Here is a 17,818-nt window from a genome sequence, read left to right as displayed (position 1 = left end):
TTCTCCGTCTATTTAGGGAATTTTTTCATTAATTTTCTAATTAAGCGGAATTTTTCCGTTTATTTATCAGATTTGACGCTTAACCTGATCGCCCAACCGATAAGTTCGGATTGGGAATCAGCCTCTTATGACGCTTATCGTCGTACCAGCGGGACAAAATCATAAGTTTTTTTACTTGTAAGAAAAATCGAGCGAAAAGTACCCGGTCCTCTGCTGTCAATCTGTATGGAGCTTTGATCCATCAACCTTGTGACTTGAACGAGCGTCGCTTCAGCTGCTCGCTTGCCGTGGCGATCTGGGAGCCTTCTCAAGCAGACGCATGCCAGCGGTATCTCCCCTGGCGCGCGATTCTTTCTTTCGTTCATTCTCATCAAATGAACACACCAAAATGAGGGATAGCGTCAATGCTATCCCTCCTGCATTGCCTATTCGATTCAAATGACCCACATTAACGATAGTTGTTATGCGTCGGTTGAAACACGTCCTCGTCTGAATTCCGTACCAGCGAGAAATGGTCGTCATTGTCGTAACCGTTCAGCACTCGATTGTGATGTTGGATAATCTGCGCCGCAGATAATATCGGAGTATCCGCAGTCGAGTGGGCATCGCCGACCAGTGTCACATCAAAGCCGTTGACCGTAGCCATTCGAACGGCGGTATCAATACAATATTCGGTCTTACATCCTACAATAACGAGATGTTCACTACCACGCTCCTGAAGGAATTTTAATAAAGGTGTGTGATAAAAAGAACTTGTTGCGCTTTTATTAAAAATCTCAGCATCATCCGGTATATGAATTGCCGGGTGAACCTGGAATCCTTCTCCTTCACCGCCGGATACACTGGTGTCGCGGACAAAAACTATGGGAATATCCAATCCCACAGCTTTTTCGATTACAAGATTGATTTTCCGAAGCAACTCTTCTTTATTATATACGCCGCGCTCCTGTGAATCACCCTCAATCAGCGTCAGTTGTGAGTCAATAACAAGTAAAGCCTGGTTCATCAGCAGCACTCCTTTACCGTTTGCAGCATAACTAGTTGCCAAGTTATTGATTAAAGTATAACAGATTTGTATTGAAGCTGATCAACACTTATCGAGATCAATGTAAATTTTGCCCCGACCGGCGGATTTAGCGCGCTTCTCACGATACAGGCGGTTTAGTAAACGGCTGACGGTTTCCGGAGTGACACCAATGTACCCGGCCATATCCTGTTCCGTCATCATAGCCGAGATAAGGACCCAGCCGTCCGTCGCCCGGACACCTGACTGCTGAGCGAGCCGCTTCAATAGCGAAACCAGTTGAACGAGGGCCGGCTCAAGAACCGAATCAGAGTATCGGTTCATCAGCTCCTGACTTTTCTTAGCGAAAAATTGTGTAAGTTGACGTTCGATTGAAGGAAAGCAATTCATCAGTTCATGCATCTTCTCCCGTCTGATCATAAAAAGCGTACACGGTGTAATCGTCTCGCCATTCGCAGGATACCGATTTTCTTCATCAACCAAACCGGTATGCGGAAACAGGTCACCACAAGAGAACAGACTTGCGATCCACTTCTTCCCATCCCTATTTTGATGATAGGCATGGATCAATCCGTCCACAACAAAGAAATAATGAGTCAATATTTCTCCTTGGACAAACACTGCCTCTTTAGCACGGTATTGTTTCATGATCCCCATTGCTTCCACTTGCTTCAGTTCATCATCCTTAAGATTTTGAAACCAGCCGATTGCCTTTAGTTCAGACATCGAACCTCTTCCTTTCCGTCATTTTTCATCACTATTCCATCCGTAGATAGACTTTTTCTATACAGTCAGTCGAAACTTGATCTCGATCATGTTCAAATTGATTCGAAACACTATATAGTATAGATGATAGCAGTTCTCAATTAAAGTAAACTTAAACGTATTTAAATAGAAAAGGAGCGAACACCAATGCAACTTCTTACATGCCAAAATCAGACAGCTTTAAAGGAACGACTTTATCATGACGAATACCAGACCGTCATGCATTTATCCCTGCAAAAAGGACAGCGCATTCCGGAACATCATGGAGGCGATGCGGAGGTTACCGTTATTCCTGTGCGCGGTGCGATCCTATTCACCGCATCCGGTCAATCGGAACATCTTGTACCCGGTAGGCTTGTGCACCTGAACGCAATGGAACTTCATTCCGTACATGCCGAGGAAGATAGCGATGTCATTCTCGTTAAATCGGCTGCCGGTCCCGTACGTGGATGCTGATCCACCTAATACATGAATAGGGAAGTGATTTCCATGGGAGAAAAGCCGAAGTATACACGAGTCGATCGGGATACATGCATCTCTTGTGGTGCATGTGAAATGGCTGCTCCGGACATTTTCAATTATGACGATCAAGGTCTTGCCTTTTCGATTATCGACGACAACAAAGGAATCAAAACAATTCCAGAGGAATTACTTATGGACCTGGACGATGCTTATGAAGGATGCCCGACTGAATCCATCCTTGTTTCAGATGAACCTTTTGAACAGTCAGACGCTCAGCATGGTGAATAAAATGGGCATAGCAATTAAACGTGTGTATGAACCTGCGCGCAGCTCCGACAGTTTGTAAGTTCTTGTTGACCGTCTATAGCTCAGAGGTTTATCGAAAGCCCGAGCTCATTTAAATCATTGAATGAAAGATATCGCGCCACACATCATTTAATAAACCAAACGACCGCCCACTCACTTCAATCGAAGGAGCAGAGCGGCCGTTTTGCTGTCGCTAATTTCATTTCGTCTGTAACTGATATTCTTTCCGTCGATCGATGATCCAAAAGGCCATACCGAAAAGGATCATCACCGCCATCACACCTGTATATAAAATGATTGAGTTGTTCAGCCCCACCCAACGGGCAGCGAATCCCAGGCCCAAGATTGGCAGGCTTACGCCGAGATAAGTCAATACATAGAATGATGCAATGATATCGCCGCGCGATTCGTCCGGTGAAATGTGATTGGTGAGCGCCAGACTTCCCGCAAACGTTGGCCCATGTCCGAATCCAATCAGTACGGTTGTCAGGAATAAAAACAGGATTGATTTCGTTTCGAGCGTAAACACTAATGCTACTAACCCCAAAAGAATTAAGAAAAAGCCGAAAATGGACAGATTCTGCAGTGACATGCGTTTCAGCACAATTTGGCTGATTGTGGAAATGCTCAGTACTAAAGCCACAATCGCACCTGCAACCGCTAAATTTGAGCTTCCCACCAGTTGATCGGTATAACTTGGGATGATCGACAGCATTAAGCTCATAATTGACCATGCAATAAAAGAGGTCATGCCGGACAGGTAGAACCGTTTTCGAATACTTTGCGGAACAGCAGGCCGATGCATACGTATTTTCGGAACTCGTTTAACCTTTTCACTCATATATAAAAGCCCGAAAAAACCTGGGAGTGCAAGAAACATATGAATAAAATAGGCCAATTTCAGTGGAAACGGTGCGTACTCGCCCAGGAAACCTGAGAGCACAGGACCGAGTGCGTTGCCTACTGTGACGGCCATTGATCCGATAAATGCGGCTTTGATTCGATTCCCTTTTTCATCAAGTTCCGTTAATGCTGCAACGGCAACGCCATTCATCATTCCGACTGAAATGCCTTGAAAGATCCGCGAAATGATCAGCATCGTAAAATTGGTGGAAAGAACAAATAATATGGAGCCGATAATAATGAAAAAAACGCCTGGAATCAGCAGCTTTTTCCTTCCTAATTGATCGGACAGCTGACCGGAGATAATAATCGTTGGAATAACGACAACGGCATAAATTGCAAAAAGCAGCGTCACCATGCTTGGTGACAAGTGCCACTGAACGCGGTATAGTGCGAGCAGGGGGGAGGGGATATTCGTCCCCAGCAATGTAATACATAGACTATATGCAACGAGCCAAAAGGCGACCGCACGTTGTGAAAACAAGGCGCTTAATCTCCCGCCCATCGGTTTATTCGAAATAATCGGGTGTGCAACGTTCACTTGAATAACGTCCATTAACCCATTGAGTTGCTTAATCACTTGATCAAGGACTGTCTTTTCAGAGCGCAATGAAATCTTCATTCGTGATGTACGCATTTCTTTATAAGTGCCAACCGTTAATGTATCAATATTCAAGCCGCGTTGACTAAATAATCGGGAAACCTGTGCCAGAATTCCCGGCTGATTTTTGACAATCACTGAGATGCGGTGGGTTTTCATGTTGCTTCCCCCTTTTTGCTTGTTAATTTTTATGATATCATCCAATTAACCATACGAAAAATATCTGTTTTATTCATTTATCATACTTTTAATATATGAAGAAAGAAGGACTGCTAATGGATATCCGCCAGCTTCGTTACTTTCTCGCAATTGCCAAAGAGGGCCAAATTACGCGTGCTGCCAAAAAGCTGAATATCGAGCAGCCGCCTCTGAGCCGGCAGCTAAAGCAAATTGAAGAAGAACTCGGCGTCATCCTGTTTGATCGTCAAGGCAAAGGCATGACACTTACCGAAGCCGGTGCCGTTTTGCAAGTTAAAGCTGAAGCAATCCTCCAGCAAATGGACGAAACCGTTACTGAAATTAAGGAGCTTGATCTGGGCATTCATGGCACACTGAAAATCGGCTCGGTATTCTCATGTGTTTCCCTGCTCCCGGAGAAGATTGCCTATTTTCGCGAGCATTATCCTCAGGTCACGTTTAAGATTTTAGAAGGGGATCATGTTGTCTTAGGCGACTATTTGGCCAATCGCAGTATTGACTTGGTTGTCACACGACTTCCGTTTGAATCGAACTATGATTCCAGCAATTATGGAATCCTCCGCCTGCCTTCCGATCCATTCGTGATGATTGTGCCGACAAATCAAAAATGGCGACCATCAAATTCAGATGTCCATTTAAAAGATCTTGCATCCATGCCGCTTATTGCCTTGAAAAGCGACAAAACCGTACAGCTTAACGAAAAAGTTGTGAACGAATGCCGCCGGTTAGGCTTTGAGCCGAATATTGTCTGTGAATGCTCCAGTGTATCGATTACCATTGCTCTAGTGATTGCCGGAATCGGAGTCACTGTTCTTCCTAAATCTGTCCTTTCAGCCTTTTCGGTAGCCGACATTGATCTGTTCGAGCTTCCTGATATCACGGTCCAATCCGATGTTGGTATTATTTGGATGAAAAATCGCTATCTCACAAAAAAAGCACGTCAATTTATTGAATTGTTTAAAGCTAAGAATGAGGATGAGAAATGATGCATATTCGGAATGTTCGAAAAGAGGACTTAGAGCAGCTCATAGCCCTTGAAAATACAGGCTTTACTCCTGAAGAGGCTGCGACTAAGCAGGCATTTATCAATCGAATTGCGACGATATCCGATACCTTTTTGATAGCAGAGGAGAAAAATCAAATGATCGGTTATGTGAACGGTCCGGTTCTATCTGTTCCCTTTATTACCGACGACCTTTTCGACCAAACAATCCCTAATCCGAAAAGCGGCGGTTACCAAAGCATTCTGGGCATTGTTGTCGCTCCTGATTATCAAGGAAAAGGCGTAGCCGGCAACCTTCTCCATGCATTTGAAGACCAGGCTCGTGAAAAATATCGATTAACGGTAACGCTTACTTGTCGTCAATCGCTCATCGCCTTCTATGAGAAGAAAGGCTATACAAACCGAGGAATTGCCGCATCCCAGCACGGAGGCATTCAGTGGTTCAATATGGATAAAAAGCTGTCATGAAATGATGTTTCCCACCCATCTTCTATAAAAGCCGCATTTCTCTTGCATCATCTATACGTGTCTCAAGAGCGTTGCCAAGCATAAATTAGTTTAGCTGTACAAGGAGCATCTTTCCATGCACAGTAAACTAATTTCAGAAAGGATGCAGTTTTATGCCCATTGTTAAACCTTTTATGGCCAGTCGAAAATTCACGTCAACACTTGGTGGAGGAACAGGTACAGGCGCAACCTTTGCTGTGACAGCAACCAGCTTTACTGATGATACTGGTGCCGCGGCAACTGCCTTTCCAAGCTCTTTCGCCTATTATGAACTCTATATTAATGGTGTGATTCAAACCTCAGATACCTCTACGGTTACGACAACTGCCATTACAATTCCTGACGGCGACACCCTTGATGGTGCAACACCGATTACAGTCGCTTTTGTCGTTAACTGAACGTGACAGAGAAAGAAAGGTGCAGACTTAACAAGGTCTGTACTTTTTTTAACCCGATTGAATCTTAATGGTTTGAAGGATAATAGGTACACCAGTTGTAAGTACATCATTAGGACCAATAAAGGAAAGTGTTCCTGCGGATACCGTATAAAAGACGGATGGCTGAAGCATCCCATTGACAAATAAGTTAAAAAACGTAACATCGCCCGGATCAGGGATGCTCTGGCTTCCATATTGGGATAATCCGTCAGCATTTGTATAGGTTCGTTTCCCCTCCACCCCAGTAGTGATATAGTAGGTTGTTTCCGCTTTGAGAGAATTTCCCGGGACAGATACTGACCCATTACAATTAATCGTAATTGTTTGATTCAATCCATTTGAATTTGTATTCGTATTTATGTTTCTTTTTTCCGATCTCAGCTTTGTTTTCTGTAGTCTGCGGGCCGGTGTCTCTTTCTTTCTATGTGAGCTGCATTCATCCGGTCTGTCAAAAAAATCGGTCAACACATACCACCTGCCTCGCGCATTGATACCATAGTGTATTAAGTCATTTAACTACTTGTTTGTGCATCCGCCTTGTGTTCCGAAAATCTTATACTAAAAAAGCGAGTGGACACAGTGTCCGCTCGCTTTTTCATGGTTTCGTTTTTTCATCTGTTATTTTTCCGGTTTAAAGGTCTTGCAGTCTGTTTCTTCGACGTTTGATGCCTGCTTGCCTTTATGACTGATGACGTAAATGGCATTTGCAGAGCAATGGTTTCCTTCATCCCAAAACGTACAATTGTTCACTTCACAGAGTACATCTTTAGCCAAAGTCGCTCACCTCCTCCGGAACTAGTATGAGCAAGCTCCGAGGGTTCAATACGACAACAAATCGGGTTCATTCACTGTTTGCTACACTACTTTTACACGTTCAGTCCATGATGCTTATGGCTTTGACTGCTCGCTTGACCATGATCAATATTCTGGTGCTTGAGCGTTGGGAAAACCGTCTTATCAAACACGCCAACCAATGTGCCTTGAAACAGTAAAGCGAAAATAGTACCGACATTGATCGCGTAGAGCTGATGTGAATCGATCCAGCAAATGAGGAGGATCACAATCGGCGGAGAAAAGGTTACAAGCTGTGCGACCGTCGCATTACCTTTAAAAAATTTAAAACGAATAATCTGCATCAAATCATCGCAAGGATGAAGCATCAGATTCACACGTTGGTAGATCGAAATCGCAAGCGAAATAAAGCATACGCCTACAATATCTAGAACGACACGCACGATAAGCGGCAATTCATTAATCCCTATAGCAACAAGATAAGTGCTGATCATCCCAATTAAATAGCTGAACGGGACCATAAAGATCATGTTGCCAATAATGCGGTGCCAATCAATTTTACCGATAATCAGGGCATTGATGATAACGACAAGAACACCTGAGGCAATCAAAATGATGCTTAATGAAATACTTGTCAGTGCTGTAAAATTAACTGCTGATGCTGTCCAGAGCGCGCTTCCCAGATTCAGTGAAACGGTCAGCGCATTTCCAAAGGCGTTAAAGAAAATCGAAATCATGAAATACAAGAGATTCTCATTATGATTGTGAGTGCGAACGGGCAGTGCATGCTTAGCGTACACGAACATTTCCTTCCTTTAGTTCATTTCTTTTTTAATCGCTATGAATGAGTGCATAAAGCAACGGTGAAGAATAGTCAATAAGGTATTACATTCTTCACTCAAGTTGTTTCATTTTAACTCTTCCCCAGCATATGTTCAATGTATAATTCATGTCGAAGTGCACAGCACCCAAATAGTGCAATAAACTTGCACGTCATTAGATTAATTCTTTTTTGGCTTGTCTCATTGATGTAAACAATCCGCTCTTCATAAATAAGAGAAGAGAAATAAGAAAACAAATAATCGTAAACAGATCAAGCGTTTTAAATCCTCCGGCATGCGCGTAAAGCAAGCCACCAAGCGATGAACCGATGGTCGTGCCCAAATATATCGAGGCATTAGCCATTGATGAAATGGTGCCTTGTACCAAGGAACAAAAATAACAAAGACTGTCGCAAATGAGCGGCAGCCTTTGTTATTCATTAACTTAATTAGTTATCAGATACGGTCAGCTTGTCATCCGGATAGATTAGATCAGAGGACAGATTGTTTGCTTTCATTAATTGATCCACCGTTGTTCCATGTTCCTTAGCGATCGACCAGAGCGAATCGCCTGACTTTATCGTGTATTTTTCGGATGGATCCTGCAATTGAATTTTCTGTCCCGGACGAATCATCGTATCCTCCAGCTTGTTGATTTGCTGGATCTTTTGCACGGAGATGCCGCTTTTATTCGATATTGCCCACAACGTATCTCCTGTCTGCACAATGTATACCCCGTTATTTATCGTTTGTGATGAGCTTGTCTCATTTGAACTGGAATTTGAGTTATCTGCTGTAGATGCGGTCGTCTCAGAAGTCTGGTTTTCATTTACAGATGCTTGGTCATTTTGGGTCGATTTTGTCTGATCTGTTGTTACTGACCGGCTGCTTTGTGTTGATTGTGTCTGATCAGTAGTTGATGCTTGGTCACTTTGTGTCCCATTCGTCTGAGCAGTTGATGATGATTGATCAGTTGACGCACTGATTTGTGTTTGATCGTTTGAACCCTGAGTTGATGAAGATTGAGAAGTCGCTGATTCTTGTGTCGTTTTTTGCGGCTGAACTGTTTTTACAGATTGCTGCGCTGCTGTTTGAGCGTTCGTTGCGATCCTTCGGGCAGTCACGTAACGCGGCTCCCAATAACTTGACGCGCCTCCACCAAATATCTGCGTTTCACGTACCCCGGTTTTTTCTGTTTCCGCACTAATCATGCGATTATTGCCAACATAAATCCCAACATGTGAAATACCTCCACCTGATGTGTTAAAGAAGACGAGATCTCCAGGTTGAAGATTCGATCGGCTGACTGCAGTACCATAACCCGCTTGTGCTGCCGCGCTATGAGGCAATTGAATACCAAAATGTGAAAAGACGCGCATTGTAAATCCCGAGCAGTCATTCTGTCCCCAAGAGTAAGCTGAGCCGACACCTTGCTGTGCTAAATTCACTACAGATGTTGCCGATGCTGCATCCGCTTGATGGGTTCCAAGTCCGGTTACGGTCAACCCACCGATCAATGCTAACGATAATATGCTTTTTTTCATCATGTTTCCCCCTATGGTATGCTCCCAAAATTTCTCTCTTTCAGTCATTGTTCTATGTAACCTTGCAACACAACTAATCATAGGTCTTAGAGGTTGCATTCCAATAACATCCTATTGACAGCACTGATACATTCTGATGACAAAAAGGGTCAATAATTTCATATTCAAACTATATTCTAGAATCACTAGCATCCGGAAACAGTTATGGAATTATATGGGTGGGCAGCAATGAGTGCGCGGAGGCATACACCTCAATAGATCAGTCATAAGCTTTAGAAATGAGCATTCACGATTAGAAAAACTAGGAAAAAAGCGCTAGGTCCTTACACTCACCTCTATTTCACCAGCATTCTGGCTTCATTAAATCAGGCGAGTAAATAAGCGGAAATTTTCCGGTTATTTGCATCATGGCGCGTACTTCGCCGGTAAATAAGGGTAATTTTTCCGCTTATGCAAAGTAAAACCCTACCATCTTCACGTTTTTCGATTCGATAAGCGGAATTTTTCCGTCTATTCAAGCTATTTTTTCGTTCATTTTCTAATTAAGGGTAATTTTTCCGCTTATTTATCAGAATTAGGCGCTTACCTAATCACCCGGTCCTAAACCCCCAGCCGTGTGTTATTGGTTCGTGCCTTTGCGGTACTGTTGAATCATCGCTTCGGTTACTCGCTTGCCGCGGGCGATGGCAAAAATCTAGTTGCGTTTAAACTATAAGCCTTAAAATTATATTCTTTCTTATAATACAAAAAACATTGCTCTGCAAGGCATACTCTCGAGCAAATCAGGGAAATACATTAGTAAAGTGGAAAAGATGAAGTGAGTTGACAGTGATGGCCGGCTTTATGAGAATGATTTATTCAACCGGTGATCATCATTGAGGATGCATTGGTCTGATTCCAAATAATCGCGCATGATTATAATTTACAAAAAGGAGTTTTCAAATGCTGCATGAGTTGTCTGCATTGAATCCGGTACTACTTTCTTTGCTTGCCGGACTTTTTACCTGGGGCTGCACTGCAGCCGGAGCATCACTCGTTTTTTTCTTCAAAGATTTAGATCAAAAGATGGCCAACGTCATGTTCGGCTTTGCTGCCGGTGTTATGATCGCGGCTAGTTTTTGGTCATTACTCGCACCTGCAATTGAGATTAGTTCCGGAATGGGTAAATTCTCGTTTGTTCCTGCACTTATTGGCTTTTTACTAGGCGGGGCTTTCTTAAGACTCGTTGATCGTCTCATTCCTCATTTGCATTTTGGTTTCCCTGTAGCTCAAAAAGAGGGGCCAAAGACTAAACTGCGGAAGATCATTTTACTCGTTCTTTCCATTACTATTCACAATATTCCGGAAGGCGCAGCGGTCGGAGTTGCTTTTGGCGCCATCGTCACCGGAGACACGGAATTATTAATCGCGGCACTTGCTCTTGCTTTCGGCATCGGTATTCAGAACTTTCCAGAGGGTGCGGCGGTATCTATTCCACTTCGAGGCGAAGGCCTTTCACGAGCGAGAAGTTTCTGGTACGGACAATTATCTGCCATAGTGGAACCAATTTTTGCTGTCATTGGCGCTTATTTAGTTGTCCATGTTTCCCCAGTCCTCCCCTATGCCCTTGCATTTGCAGCAGGCGCGATGATCTTCGTTGTTGTTGAAGAACTCATCCCGGAGTCTCAACGCGAAGGCTCAACCGATCTAGCCACAGCCGCAACAATGCTGGGTTTTGCCGTGATGATGGTACTGGATGTAGCATTGGGATAACTTGTAGAGGAACATACTTACTCATGTATCCCTTAATGAACAATGCTAATTAACGAATCAGTGTACTAAATAAATGTTTGTTTACCGATTATTCGTTTCAAGAAGTTCTCGATCGACAATTAACCCTAAATCCCGATGTACCTTTAAACAGAAAAAGGTTATTCTTTTCTCACTTCACTATCCCCGCTATTTGTTCAGCCGCTTGCGATGCGTTCAAATTACTGACATCCACTTTGGTGGTGTCCATTTTTTTATACAGCTCTAAACGAGCAATGCTGCCCTCAATTGAATCAACGGTTCGTATTCCTTTTTGCACGTCCTGCATGATATGGGATCTAAGTACATTCTCGGAACAGATGAGCGAAATCTTGTGCAGCTCATAGTCACCGTGAAGATGACTCAAGATGTCTTCGAAGATTGGTTCTTGATGCATCACCCAGCAAAAAATAATGTAGCGAAAGCCGGAATTCGCCAAATATGCATTAAGCAGATGTGTTATGTTATCGATGACCATCCGCTTATTTTCTTCTGTGAACACCCACGGATTCATCTTCCAGCACCAATCGCCATCTAGATACACACTTGGCATGAGCTGATCAGATAATTGTTCGGATACAGTACTTTTTCCGACACCCATTGTGCCATTGATCATGATTAATTTTTTCATGTTCTTAGCCTCTTTTTATGATGACTTTTTGTTGCCAATGATGGGGGCGATCAAGCTCGGACGGCAGCTTGGTAGCCGCATCACCCTTTGCAGCATTCAACTGCGCCTGCGTCAGAAAAATGCTGCCCGTTAAATCGGCACCTCTTAGATCGGCATCGCGCAGATCAGCGCCAATAAAATCGGCGGCTCTTAGGTCTGCATTCCTCAAGTCGGCAGCGATTAAGTAAGCACCTCTGAAATTCGCGCCTACTAGATCAGCGCCACTCATCTTCTTCCCCATAAGATCGGCGCTCCGGTAATTTTTCCGCTTTTTCCGACTAAGCTTCATGTCTTGTCGCTGTGCTTCCTGCCACACAAGTTCGCTCGTTCTCAAAAAAAGATCATTCAATTTTGCATGCTGTAATTGAAGATCCAAGTTCATCATTGAATCTGAACTGAGTTGAGTCAGTTGTTCGATCTCATCGAATGCTTGGTAAATCTCATTATAAATGGGCTTTGACGCAGTCCGTAGCATCGACATTTGGAGGTACCAAAGCAGTTCATGCAGCATAATCATTTTTGGAAACACAGCAAACATATTGCGAGCAGTTTCCGCGTCCTCATGCCAGTCTACTCCATGAAAAGTGATTTGGGACACTTTTTGCCCCGCGCCAAAGCACTCAAAAGCTGTGCATCCTTTAAATCCTTTTTCCTTCAGTCCACTATGGATACGGCAGCGAAAGTCTTGTTGCAGATTTGAACAGGGCACACCCGCCTGCTTATTGAAAGCAAAATCCGCAGAATTCGAGAAGGGCAGCGCCACGCAGCAGAGGCCAAAACATTTTTCACATTCTGGTCGCAGCATACTTCGAATCATCTGGTTATTACGGGTCTCAGGCACAATCAACACTTCCGTTCATATAACTCGCATGGTACAAGTATACAGGATCCATCGTTCAATTGTTCGTCTATCAAGAGCAAAAAAAATAGATCATTTCCATTTCGAAACAGATGAACTGATCCACTCATTGGACTAAAATTAGGTAAAGGAGCTGTTTTGATGAGACACTGCGCATTCAAGAAATTTGGAAAAGGAACGGAAACGATCCTGTTTTTTCCTGCTGCCGGTTTTTCCGGAATGGAGGGCGAAATGATTGCCGATTTTTTTCAGGAGGATTATCAATTCTATCTCTGTAATTCGCCGGGATACGGAGAGAGCTCGGGCTTTGATCGTTCCATTAAGCCGAGAGCTATTGCCGACTGGGTAATCAACTTTCTAGATGAAGAAAAAAAAGATCAGGTTCATCTGATTGGGCACTCGGCCGGAGGCTTCGTCTGTCTCTGCTACGCCTCCTATGAAGGCATTAATCAAAAAAGAGCACAATTTGAGCAAAAAAATAGTGCAGCATTTACTGCTCAATCAAATTGTGACATCGTAAAGGTTCCTGGTGCGCATTATGTACTGTGGGCAAAGGAATTCCCGCTGTCGAAACTCAGAGCATTTATCACTAATGCCTCGTCACGTTGAACGTTTGCCTGCCAACAATCGTTTATAACATTTTTGTCATAAAAACACTATTTGGATCTGCCCTGTATTCTGAAAACGGAGGACACTCATCAATTCCAAAACATTCGCAAAGTCTTCTCGCTGGTTCAAAAGCATCCATTGATCCGGTTTCCAAACTGATTCGCCGATAGGCACGCTACCTTGCGACGTCAATGATGTGCTGAAGAATATTCCTTGCGACCATCTTCCTCAAATGCAGCAAGGATGTTCGCATTGATTTTAACTCTCTATGTTGATCATCAAGCTCCTTCAGTGCGCCGCAGCCAAGCAGTTTTTCTCCTTTCCACGCACTCCAGAATGTGATTTTCGGGCCTCTCAATGCGGCAAGATCAGGAGCATGAATACTTTCGGGCGGCGAATTTTTTGCCATCCCTTAGATGCTCGCTGATCAATTCAATGACCGTGGTTCCGGTCAAATCATCCTTTTTGATCTCCATTCATTGCCTCCAAAAATCATTTATTTTATTTGGAATCATAACGTTTCCGACTGAGGAGATACAAAGAAACATGTACCTACCCAGATCAAACCTATGAAAAAACAATAGATCACTAAGAATAAGATGGGAGAAACATTCAGTATATACTTCAAAAAAACTGCTCTAATGGTTGTGCGAAGATCCTTACGGCGCAACCTCTTTTTTCTATTTGATCGTTGATCGTACATGAATGACGCGTTAGAGCGATCAATTATCAATAACGCCTTTCATTACCTTCCATTTCACTGAATCTCAAAATAAGAAAGAATGCGCATGGCGCTTACCCAACCTGAAGGTACGGAGCTCTTTTGAGATTTAAGGTAATAGTAAGTATCCTGTTCCCGAGTCCGTTTTACAGCCTTAGTGACTTTAAATTCAGCCTTGCTTGGAATTGTTGAGTTTATAAAATCAGATTTTTGAGCTAAACTCTTTGTCTTATATTGCGTGTAAGGAGGATAATTCCAAATATTACCTGGAGTGTGAATCCCGACGACGTGATCCTTATAGATAGCAGGAATTGTTGTGGGCTGGGTAGTCATTGCTTTTTTAACTCCGCCAGCAAATGAGCCGACTTTTTTGCCCCCATAGACGTAACCCCGATATTTACCATTCATCGTCACGACACGATAATAAACGGAACCGGTGTGGGTGACTTTATAACCGTAGGCACGGAAATAATAAGTTGAACCCTTATAAGCGTGGTTCCTCAGACTACCATAGTAATAATCAGCATCTGCATGAGTATAAGAAGCAAATTTTGCCATCTTGCTCTTGGAAACCACTAGTTTAGCCCCTTTTACCGTGCCGGGTTTCGTATAAAGGGCGTATTTACCTGTAGCAACCACATTACGAGTGGAGCCAGCTGTCTTTAAAGGCGTGTAGCCCACTTTAATTGTTGCCGTATTGGTTTTAACGGTTTTATTGGGTTTATTGGATGTATTGCATGATGTTATAGTCAGTAAGCTCGCTACAGCAAGGACTGAAACCATGAATAATTTTGTCCATTTGTTCATACCTAAATCTCCCTCGTCAAATACGTTTGGGGCTTAATCGTAATGCCCAGTTCAGCTCAGGGACTGCGTGATGATCCTCTTATTTTGCTCCATTATAACGCATAAACCGGTCAAGTCCTTTTTGTGTGTCAATATCTCAGTTGGAACAAGTCGTTAGCTAGGTGAAATAGTGGCTTCCATAGTGGATATATCCCGTTTTACTCACCTGGATTTATTATAGCAGACCTTTCAGAGGACAAAGAAGTTCCCACGAGTCCTAAAAGGGTCTACTGGAGTGGGTTTAGATCAGAAGCTCATTGACTTAAAAATGGTCCATGAAATCCCAAGGATTTTCATGAACCATTCTTTGATTAGAGACTGCTTACGGAGCAACCTCTTTTTTATTTGATCGTTGATGAGTGACATATAATGACGCGTTAGAGCAATCAATTATGAGTAATGCCTTCATTGCTTTCAACTTCACTGTAAGAAATAACGTAACGGCTACTGACCCAACCTGAAGGTACGGAGCTCTTTTGAGATTTAAGGTAGTAGTAAGTATCTTGTTCCCGAGTCCGTTTTACAGCCTTAGTGACTTTAAATTTAGCCAGACTTGGAATCGTCCAGTTTACTTTACCTAATCGCTTAGTCTTGTATTGCGTGTAGGGAGGATAATTCCAAACACTACCTGGAATGATAACTCCGACGTAATCTTTAAAGTTAGCAGGAATTGCTGCCGCTTGGGTAGTTGTTGCTTTTTTAACTCCACCAGCAAAGGAACCAACTTTTTTACCTCCATAGACGTACCCCCGATATTTACCATTCATCGTCACGACCCGATAATAAACTGAACCGGTGTAGGTGACTTTATAACCATAGGCACGAAAATAATAAGTTGAACCCTTATAAGCGTGGTTCCTCCCTATTAACTCGTAATAATCAGTATCTGCACGAGTATAAGAAGCAAATTTTTTCATTTGGCTCTTGGAAGCCACTCGTTTAGCCCCCTTTACCGTGCCGGGTTTTGTATAAAGGGCGTATTTACCCGTAGCAACCACGTTACGGGTTGATGCAGCTGTCTTTAAAGGCGTGTAGCCCACTTTAATTGTTGCTGATGCATTAGTTTTATTGCATGAGGTTATAGTCAGTAAGCTCGCTACGGCAAGGACTGAAATCATGAATAATTTTGTCCGTTTGTTCATACCTTAATCCCCCTCGGCTAATAAGTTTTGGACTTAATCGTAACGCCCAGTTCAGAGACCGCGTGATGATCCTCTTATTTTGCCTCATTATAACATAACGTCACGCATCGACTAAACGCCTTTGCGGTTTTCCTTTTTCTTAAAGAAAAGCTTATATTGCTTAAATCAACCCACAATAGTGTTATAATGAAAGAGGTTTTAATAATGCGAATATTATTACAAACCGAATTTTTAGACGGGGAGAAATTTGTTATGAGTGGAAATGATAAAGCCGTCCCATTAGATGAGCGATTTGATGCTGGTGAACCTGTTCCGACCGACCAATTAGTTATGAACCGAGACGATTTTGATTCCGATGAAGCCATGGAGCACTATTTTAAGGATCACCCTGAAGCCCCTCGGCAGGCCTATGACGCGTATAAAGAAGAAAAATCAGCAGGTCATCAACAAAAAGTAACTGTTTCCTCTCAGGCGGCAACTGGTACCGCGGTTTTTACATTAAATGGTTTACACTACAAAAATGTTGTCCAAACTGCCTATGTAGGAACTCAATACGTTTACACCACTCAACAAATTAATAATAGTGGTGTGGGAGCCACCCAAATCATTACACGTTTTCCATTGAACGGCTCATCACTAAATGCGAAAGATTACATGACTCTCAGGCGATTTGGGCATGGTGAAACGTTACAGTGGGGGGATCACAATGGAAAAGATTATTTTTGGGTAGTTGCAAAGGCTACGCAGGTAGATAACCCAGATGCTTCTGGTATCGACTGGGGAACACAAATTGCCCGGATTCAATATCAAGCCGGCGCTTCGATTGATTACACGGATGTTCCTCGTTTCTCGAGCATCAATCATGCCAATAAATCAGGTTCATCTTTTGGTACATTAAAGCGTTGTGAAGCGGCTTTAGATAGCTCTCGTAACTATTTAATGATCTGGTCAATGAATACGTCCAATACGGTTCAATTTGCTTATTACAATGCTGCTGGACTAAATAATATTTTGGATACTCAGGAAGCTCAAGCTTCAAAGTATATTTCAGCTGGTGACGCTTCTGTTGTGGCTCAATGTGTAAAGTCATATACGTCAAGTGATTTTTACAATAAAGTTGCACATCAATCTGTTCAAGGGATTGAGTTTTCTGACGGACAAGCCATTTATATTTCAAGTGGTGGCGTTGGTAATCAGCCAGTTATTCAAAAGGGCAACTGGGGCACAACTGACTTTACTCCATACGCTGTTGCTGTTGAAGGGGCTGAAGGTAGCGTCTTAAACAATCCAGTTGGTAATGAGGTTGAAACTGAAGGGATTCAGTTAAAGGGGGATTATGTTTATTTAAATGTATCTCTGCATAGCGATAGTTCTAAAGTAATTTTCACAGTACCCAAAAGTGACTTTTAATCAACTTTCATAAAAATGTAAACTAAGACTTAAGCTTCAAAGATGGATCATTAAAACATTCAAGTTTTAATGATCCATCTTAAATAGAAACACCAATATCGCAACTAATTTTTTATCGATCATTGTTTCATTTGGGCCTGATTGAGAATCGCCTCCAAAAGTACATTAACAGCAGGGATTCTTTAGAATATCCTAGAAAAAGTTGATGCAAGATCTGATCATTTAGAGTAATCTGTACTTGAGTCCTATGAATCTCTCCTTTTAGAAAAAGTTATTGGTTCACTCAATTCTAATTGGGATCATGGACTTTGGTTCATTTTCTATGGGAACTCAATAAGAAGGCGAAGATCAAATTTTTGCGTTTTCACTGTGGTGGAGCGCGGCCCACCACAGTGAAAACGAACTTCTCA

Annotated in this window: 21 protein-coding genes and 1 pseudogene; 8 read left to right on the top strand and 14 right to left on the bottom strand. The window is 42.7% G+C overall.

All coding sequences use genetic code 11. From position 1 onward, the window contains the following. Positions 1–134: 134 nt before the first annotated feature. The 3 genes from NOM01_RS09305 to NOM01_RS09295 all read right to left on the bottom strand — a co-directional run bounded on the left by NOM01_RS09305 (position 135) and on the right by NOM01_RS09295 (position 1,750). The gene (locus tag NOM01_RS09305; RefSeq protein ID WP_143128460.1) at positions 135–371 is read right to left on the bottom strand and encodes a hypothetical protein; all 237 of its coding nucleotides are present in this window, start codon (positions 369–371) and stop codon (positions 135–137) included. Positions 372–448: 77 nt separating this feature from the next. Next, positions 449–1,006, bottom strand: a complete 558-nt coding sequence (locus NOM01_RS09300; protein ID WP_093673222.1) for a cysteine hydrolase family protein — start codon at positions 1,004–1,006, stop codon at positions 449–451. 81 nt (positions 1,007–1,087) lie between these two features. After that, complete coding sequence (locus NOM01_RS09295; protein ID WP_093673221.1) at positions 1,088–1,750, bottom strand: Crp/Fnr family transcriptional regulator; 663 nt, start codon at positions 1,748–1,750, stop codon at positions 1,088–1,090. Between the two features lie 186 nt (positions 1,751–1,936). Here NOM01_RS09295 and NOM01_RS09290 point away from each other — a divergent pair, with 186 nt between their 5' ends. Together NOM01_RS09290 and NOM01_RS09285 are read left to right on the top strand one after the other, a co-directional pair. Then, on the top strand, positions 1,937–2,245 hold the full coding sequence (locus NOM01_RS09290; protein ID WP_093673220.1) for a cupin domain-containing protein: 309 nt from the start codon (positions 1,937–1,939) through the stop codon (positions 2,243–2,245). Between the two features lie 33 nt (positions 2,246–2,278). Then, positions 2,279–2,539: a ferredoxin gene (locus NOM01_RS09285; protein WP_093673218.1), complete on the top strand. Its 261-nt coding sequence runs from the start codon at positions 2,279–2,281 to the stop codon at positions 2,537–2,539. 217 nt (positions 2,540–2,756) lie between these two features. On the opposite strand, the gene ilvN is transcribed toward NOM01_RS09285, so the two are convergent. Beyond that, the gene (gene ilvN / locus NOM01_RS09280; RefSeq protein WP_093673216.1) at positions 2,757–4,220 is read right to left on the bottom strand and encodes an acetolactate synthase small subunit; all 1,464 of its coding nucleotides are present in this window, start codon (positions 4,218–4,220) and stop codon (positions 2,757–2,759) included. A 116-nt stretch (positions 4,221–4,336) separates the two neighbouring features. Between ilvN and NOM01_RS09275 the strand changes: the two genes are divergently transcribed. The 3 genes from NOM01_RS09275 (at position 4,337) to NOM01_RS09265 (ending at position 6,167) form a co-directional block, all read left to right on the top strand. Continuing rightward, positions 4,337–5,245 (top strand): LysR family transcriptional regulator, encoded by a 909-nt coding sequence (locus NOM01_RS09275; RefSeq protein WP_093673214.1) that lies wholly within the window; start codon positions 4,337–4,339, stop codon positions 5,243–5,245. Next, positions 5,245–5,730 (top strand): GNAT family N-acetyltransferase, encoded by a 486-nt coding sequence (locus NOM01_RS09270; RefSeq protein ID WP_093673271.1) that lies wholly within the window; start codon positions 5,245–5,247, stop codon positions 5,728–5,730. Before NOM01_RS09275 ends, NOM01_RS09270 begins: the two co-directional genes overlap by 1 nt. Positions 5,731–5,882: 152 nt before the next feature. Further along, positions 5,883–6,167, top strand: a complete 285-nt coding sequence (locus NOM01_RS09265; RefSeq protein ID WP_093673212.1) for a DUF4183 domain-containing protein — start codon at positions 5,883–5,885, stop codon at positions 6,165–6,167. Positions 6,168–6,215: 48 nt separating this feature from the next. Here NOM01_RS09265 and NOM01_RS09260 read toward each other — a convergent pair whose 3' ends face one another. The 5 genes from NOM01_RS09260 to NOM01_RS09240 form a co-directional block, all read right to left on the bottom strand. Then, positions 6,216–6,671, bottom strand: a complete 456-nt coding sequence (locus NOM01_RS09260; RefSeq protein WP_177184764.1) for a DUF4183 domain-containing protein — start codon at positions 6,669–6,671, stop codon at positions 6,216–6,218. Positions 6,672–6,824: 153 nt separating this feature from the next. Continuing rightward, complete coding sequence (locus NOM01_RS09255) at positions 6,825–6,980, bottom strand: DUF1540 domain-containing protein (protein ID WP_093673208.1); 156 nt, start codon at positions 6,978–6,980, stop codon at positions 6,825–6,827. Between the two features lie 92 nt (positions 6,981–7,072). Beyond that, positions 7,073–7,798, bottom strand: a complete 726-nt coding sequence (locus NOM01_RS09250) for a YczE/YyaS/YitT family protein (protein ID WP_218143251.1) — start codon at positions 7,796–7,798, stop codon at positions 7,073–7,075. Between the two features lie 196 nt (positions 7,799–7,994). After that, positions 7,995–8,183, bottom strand: a complete 189-nt coding sequence (locus tag NOM01_RS09245; protein ID WP_093673204.1) for a hypothetical protein — start codon at positions 8,181–8,183, stop codon at positions 7,995–7,997. An 85-nt stretch (positions 8,184–8,268) separates the two neighbouring features. Next, complete coding sequence (locus NOM01_RS09240; protein WP_093673202.1) at positions 8,269–9,363, bottom strand: LysM peptidoglycan-binding domain-containing protein; 1,095 nt, start codon at positions 9,361–9,363, stop codon at positions 8,269–8,271. Between the two features lie 942 nt (positions 9,364–10,305). Between NOM01_RS09240 and NOM01_RS09235 the strand changes: the two genes are divergently transcribed. Beyond that, positions 10,306–11,115 (top strand): ZIP family metal transporter, encoded by an 810-nt coding sequence (locus NOM01_RS09235; protein ID WP_093673200.1) that lies wholly within the window; start codon positions 10,306–10,308, stop codon positions 11,113–11,115. 169 nt (positions 11,116–11,284) lie between these two features. On the opposite strand, the gene NOM01_RS09230 is transcribed toward NOM01_RS09235, so the two are convergent. Together NOM01_RS09230 and NOM01_RS09225 are read right to left on the bottom strand one after the other, a co-directional pair. Continuing rightward, a complete protein-coding gene (locus NOM01_RS09230) occupies positions 11,285–11,782 on the bottom strand; it encodes an AAA family ATPase (RefSeq protein ID WP_093673198.1) in 498 nt (165 codons plus the stop codon). Between the two features lie 4 nt (positions 11,783–11,786). Next, complete coding sequence (locus NOM01_RS09225) at positions 11,787–12,626, bottom strand: pentapeptide repeat-containing protein (protein ID WP_255748246.1); 840 nt, start codon at positions 12,624–12,626, stop codon at positions 11,787–11,789. A gap of 195 nt (positions 12,627–12,821) precedes the next feature. Here NOM01_RS09225 and NOM01_RS09220 point away from each other — a divergent pair, with 195 nt between their 5' ends. Further along, the gene (locus NOM01_RS09220; protein WP_093673196.1) at positions 12,822–13,289 is read left to right on the top strand and encodes an alpha/beta fold hydrolase; all 468 of its coding nucleotides are present in this window, start codon (positions 12,822–12,824) and stop codon (positions 13,287–13,289) included. Between the two features lie 22 nt (positions 13,290–13,311). On the opposite strand, the pseudogene NOM01_RS09215 reads toward NOM01_RS09220, so the two are convergent. The 3 genes and pseudogenes from NOM01_RS09215 to NOM01_RS09205 form a co-directional block, all read right to left on the bottom strand. After that, positions 13,312–13,765: pseudogene (locus NOM01_RS09215) on the bottom strand (GNAT family N-acetyltransferase). 281 nt (positions 13,766–14,046) lie between these two features. Next, the gene (locus NOM01_RS09210; RefSeq protein ID WP_093673194.1) at positions 14,047–14,817 is read right to left on the bottom strand and encodes a hypothetical protein; all 771 of its coding nucleotides are present in this window, start codon (positions 14,815–14,817) and stop codon (positions 14,047–14,049) included. A 425-nt stretch (positions 14,818–15,242) separates the two neighbouring features. After that, complete coding sequence (locus tag NOM01_RS09205) at positions 15,243–15,998, bottom strand: hypothetical protein (protein ID WP_093673190.1); 756 nt, start codon at positions 15,996–15,998, stop codon at positions 15,243–15,245. A gap of 204 nt (positions 15,999–16,202) precedes the next feature. Between NOM01_RS09205 and NOM01_RS09200 the strand changes: the two genes are divergently transcribed. Then, positions 16,203–17,408: a helveticin J family class III bacteriocin gene (locus NOM01_RS09200; RefSeq protein WP_093673188.1), complete on the top strand. Its 1,206-nt coding sequence runs from the start codon at positions 16,203–16,205 to the stop codon at positions 17,406–17,408. Positions 17,409–17,818: the final 410 nt, after the last annotated feature.

The organism is Sporolactobacillus sp. STSJ-5 (assembly GCF_024385605.1).
Classification (GTDB): domain Bacteria; phylum Bacillota; class Bacilli; order Bacillales; family Sporolactobacillaceae; genus Sporolactobacillus.
The sequence above is the reverse complement of the archived record's forward strand: the minus strand, read 5'-3'. Positions and strand labels throughout refer to the sequence as shown.

Coding starts and splice junctions, on each gene's coding strand:
- NOM01_RS09305 (WP_143128460.1), bottom strand. CDS start 371: ATGAGAATGAACGAAAGAAAGAATCGCGCGCCAGGGGAGATACCGCTG.
- NOM01_RS09300 (WP_093673222.1), bottom strand. CDS start 1,006: ATGAACCAGGCTTTACTTGTTATTGACTCACAACTGACGCTGATTGAG.
- NOM01_RS09295 (WP_093673221.1), bottom strand. CDS start 1,750: ATGTCTGAACTAAAGGCAATCGGCTGGTTTCAAAATCTTAAGGATGAT.
- NOM01_RS09290 (WP_093673220.1), top strand. CDS start 1,937: ATGCAACTTCTTACATGCCAAAATCAGACAGCTTTAAAGGAACGACTT.
- NOM01_RS09285 (WP_093673218.1), top strand. CDS start 2,279: ATGGGAGAAAAGCCGAAGTATACACGAGTCGATCGGGATACATGCATC.
- ilvN (WP_093673216.1), bottom strand. CDS start 4,220: ATGAAAACCCACCGCATCTCAGTGATTGTCAAAAATCAGCCGGGAATT.
- NOM01_RS09275 (WP_093673214.1), top strand. CDS start 4,337: ATGGATATCCGCCAGCTTCGTTACTTTCTCGCAATTGCCAAAGAGGGC.
- NOM01_RS09270 (WP_093673271.1), top strand. CDS start 5,245: ATGCATATTCGGAATGTTCGAAAAGAGGACTTAGAGCAGCTCATAGCC.
- NOM01_RS09265 (WP_093673212.1), top strand. CDS start 5,883: ATGCCCATTGTTAAACCTTTTATGGCCAGTCGAAAATTCACGTCAACA.
- NOM01_RS09245 (WP_093673204.1), bottom strand. CDS start 8,183: ATGGCTAATGCCTCGATATATTTGGGCACGACCATCGGTTCATCGCTT.
- NOM01_RS09240 (WP_093673202.1), bottom strand. CDS start 9,363: ATGAAAAAAAGCATATTATCGTTAGCATTGATCGGTGGGTTGACCGTA.
- NOM01_RS09235 (WP_093673200.1), top strand. CDS start 10,306: ATGCTGCATGAGTTGTCTGCATTGAATCCGGTACTACTTTCTTTGCTT.
- NOM01_RS09230 (WP_093673198.1), bottom strand. CDS start 11,782: ATGAAAAAATTAATCATGATCAATGGCACAATGGGTGTCGGAAAAAGT.
- NOM01_RS09225 (WP_255748246.1), bottom strand. CDS start 12,626: ATGCTGCGACCAGAATGTGAAAAATGTTTTGGCCTCTGCTGCGTGGCG.
- NOM01_RS09220 (WP_093673196.1), top strand. CDS start 12,822: ATGAGACACTGCGCATTCAAGAAATTTGGAAAAGGAACGGAAACGATC.
- NOM01_RS09210 (WP_093673194.1), bottom strand. CDS start 14,817: ATGAACAAATGGACAAAATTATTCATGGTTTCAGTCCTTGCTGTAGCG.
- NOM01_RS09205 (WP_093673190.1), bottom strand. CDS start 15,998: ATGAACAAACGGACAAAATTATTCATGATTTCAGTCCTTGCCGTAGCG.
- NOM01_RS09200 (WP_093673188.1), top strand. CDS start 16,203: ATGCGAATATTATTACAAACCGAATTTTTAGACGGGGAGAAATTTGTT.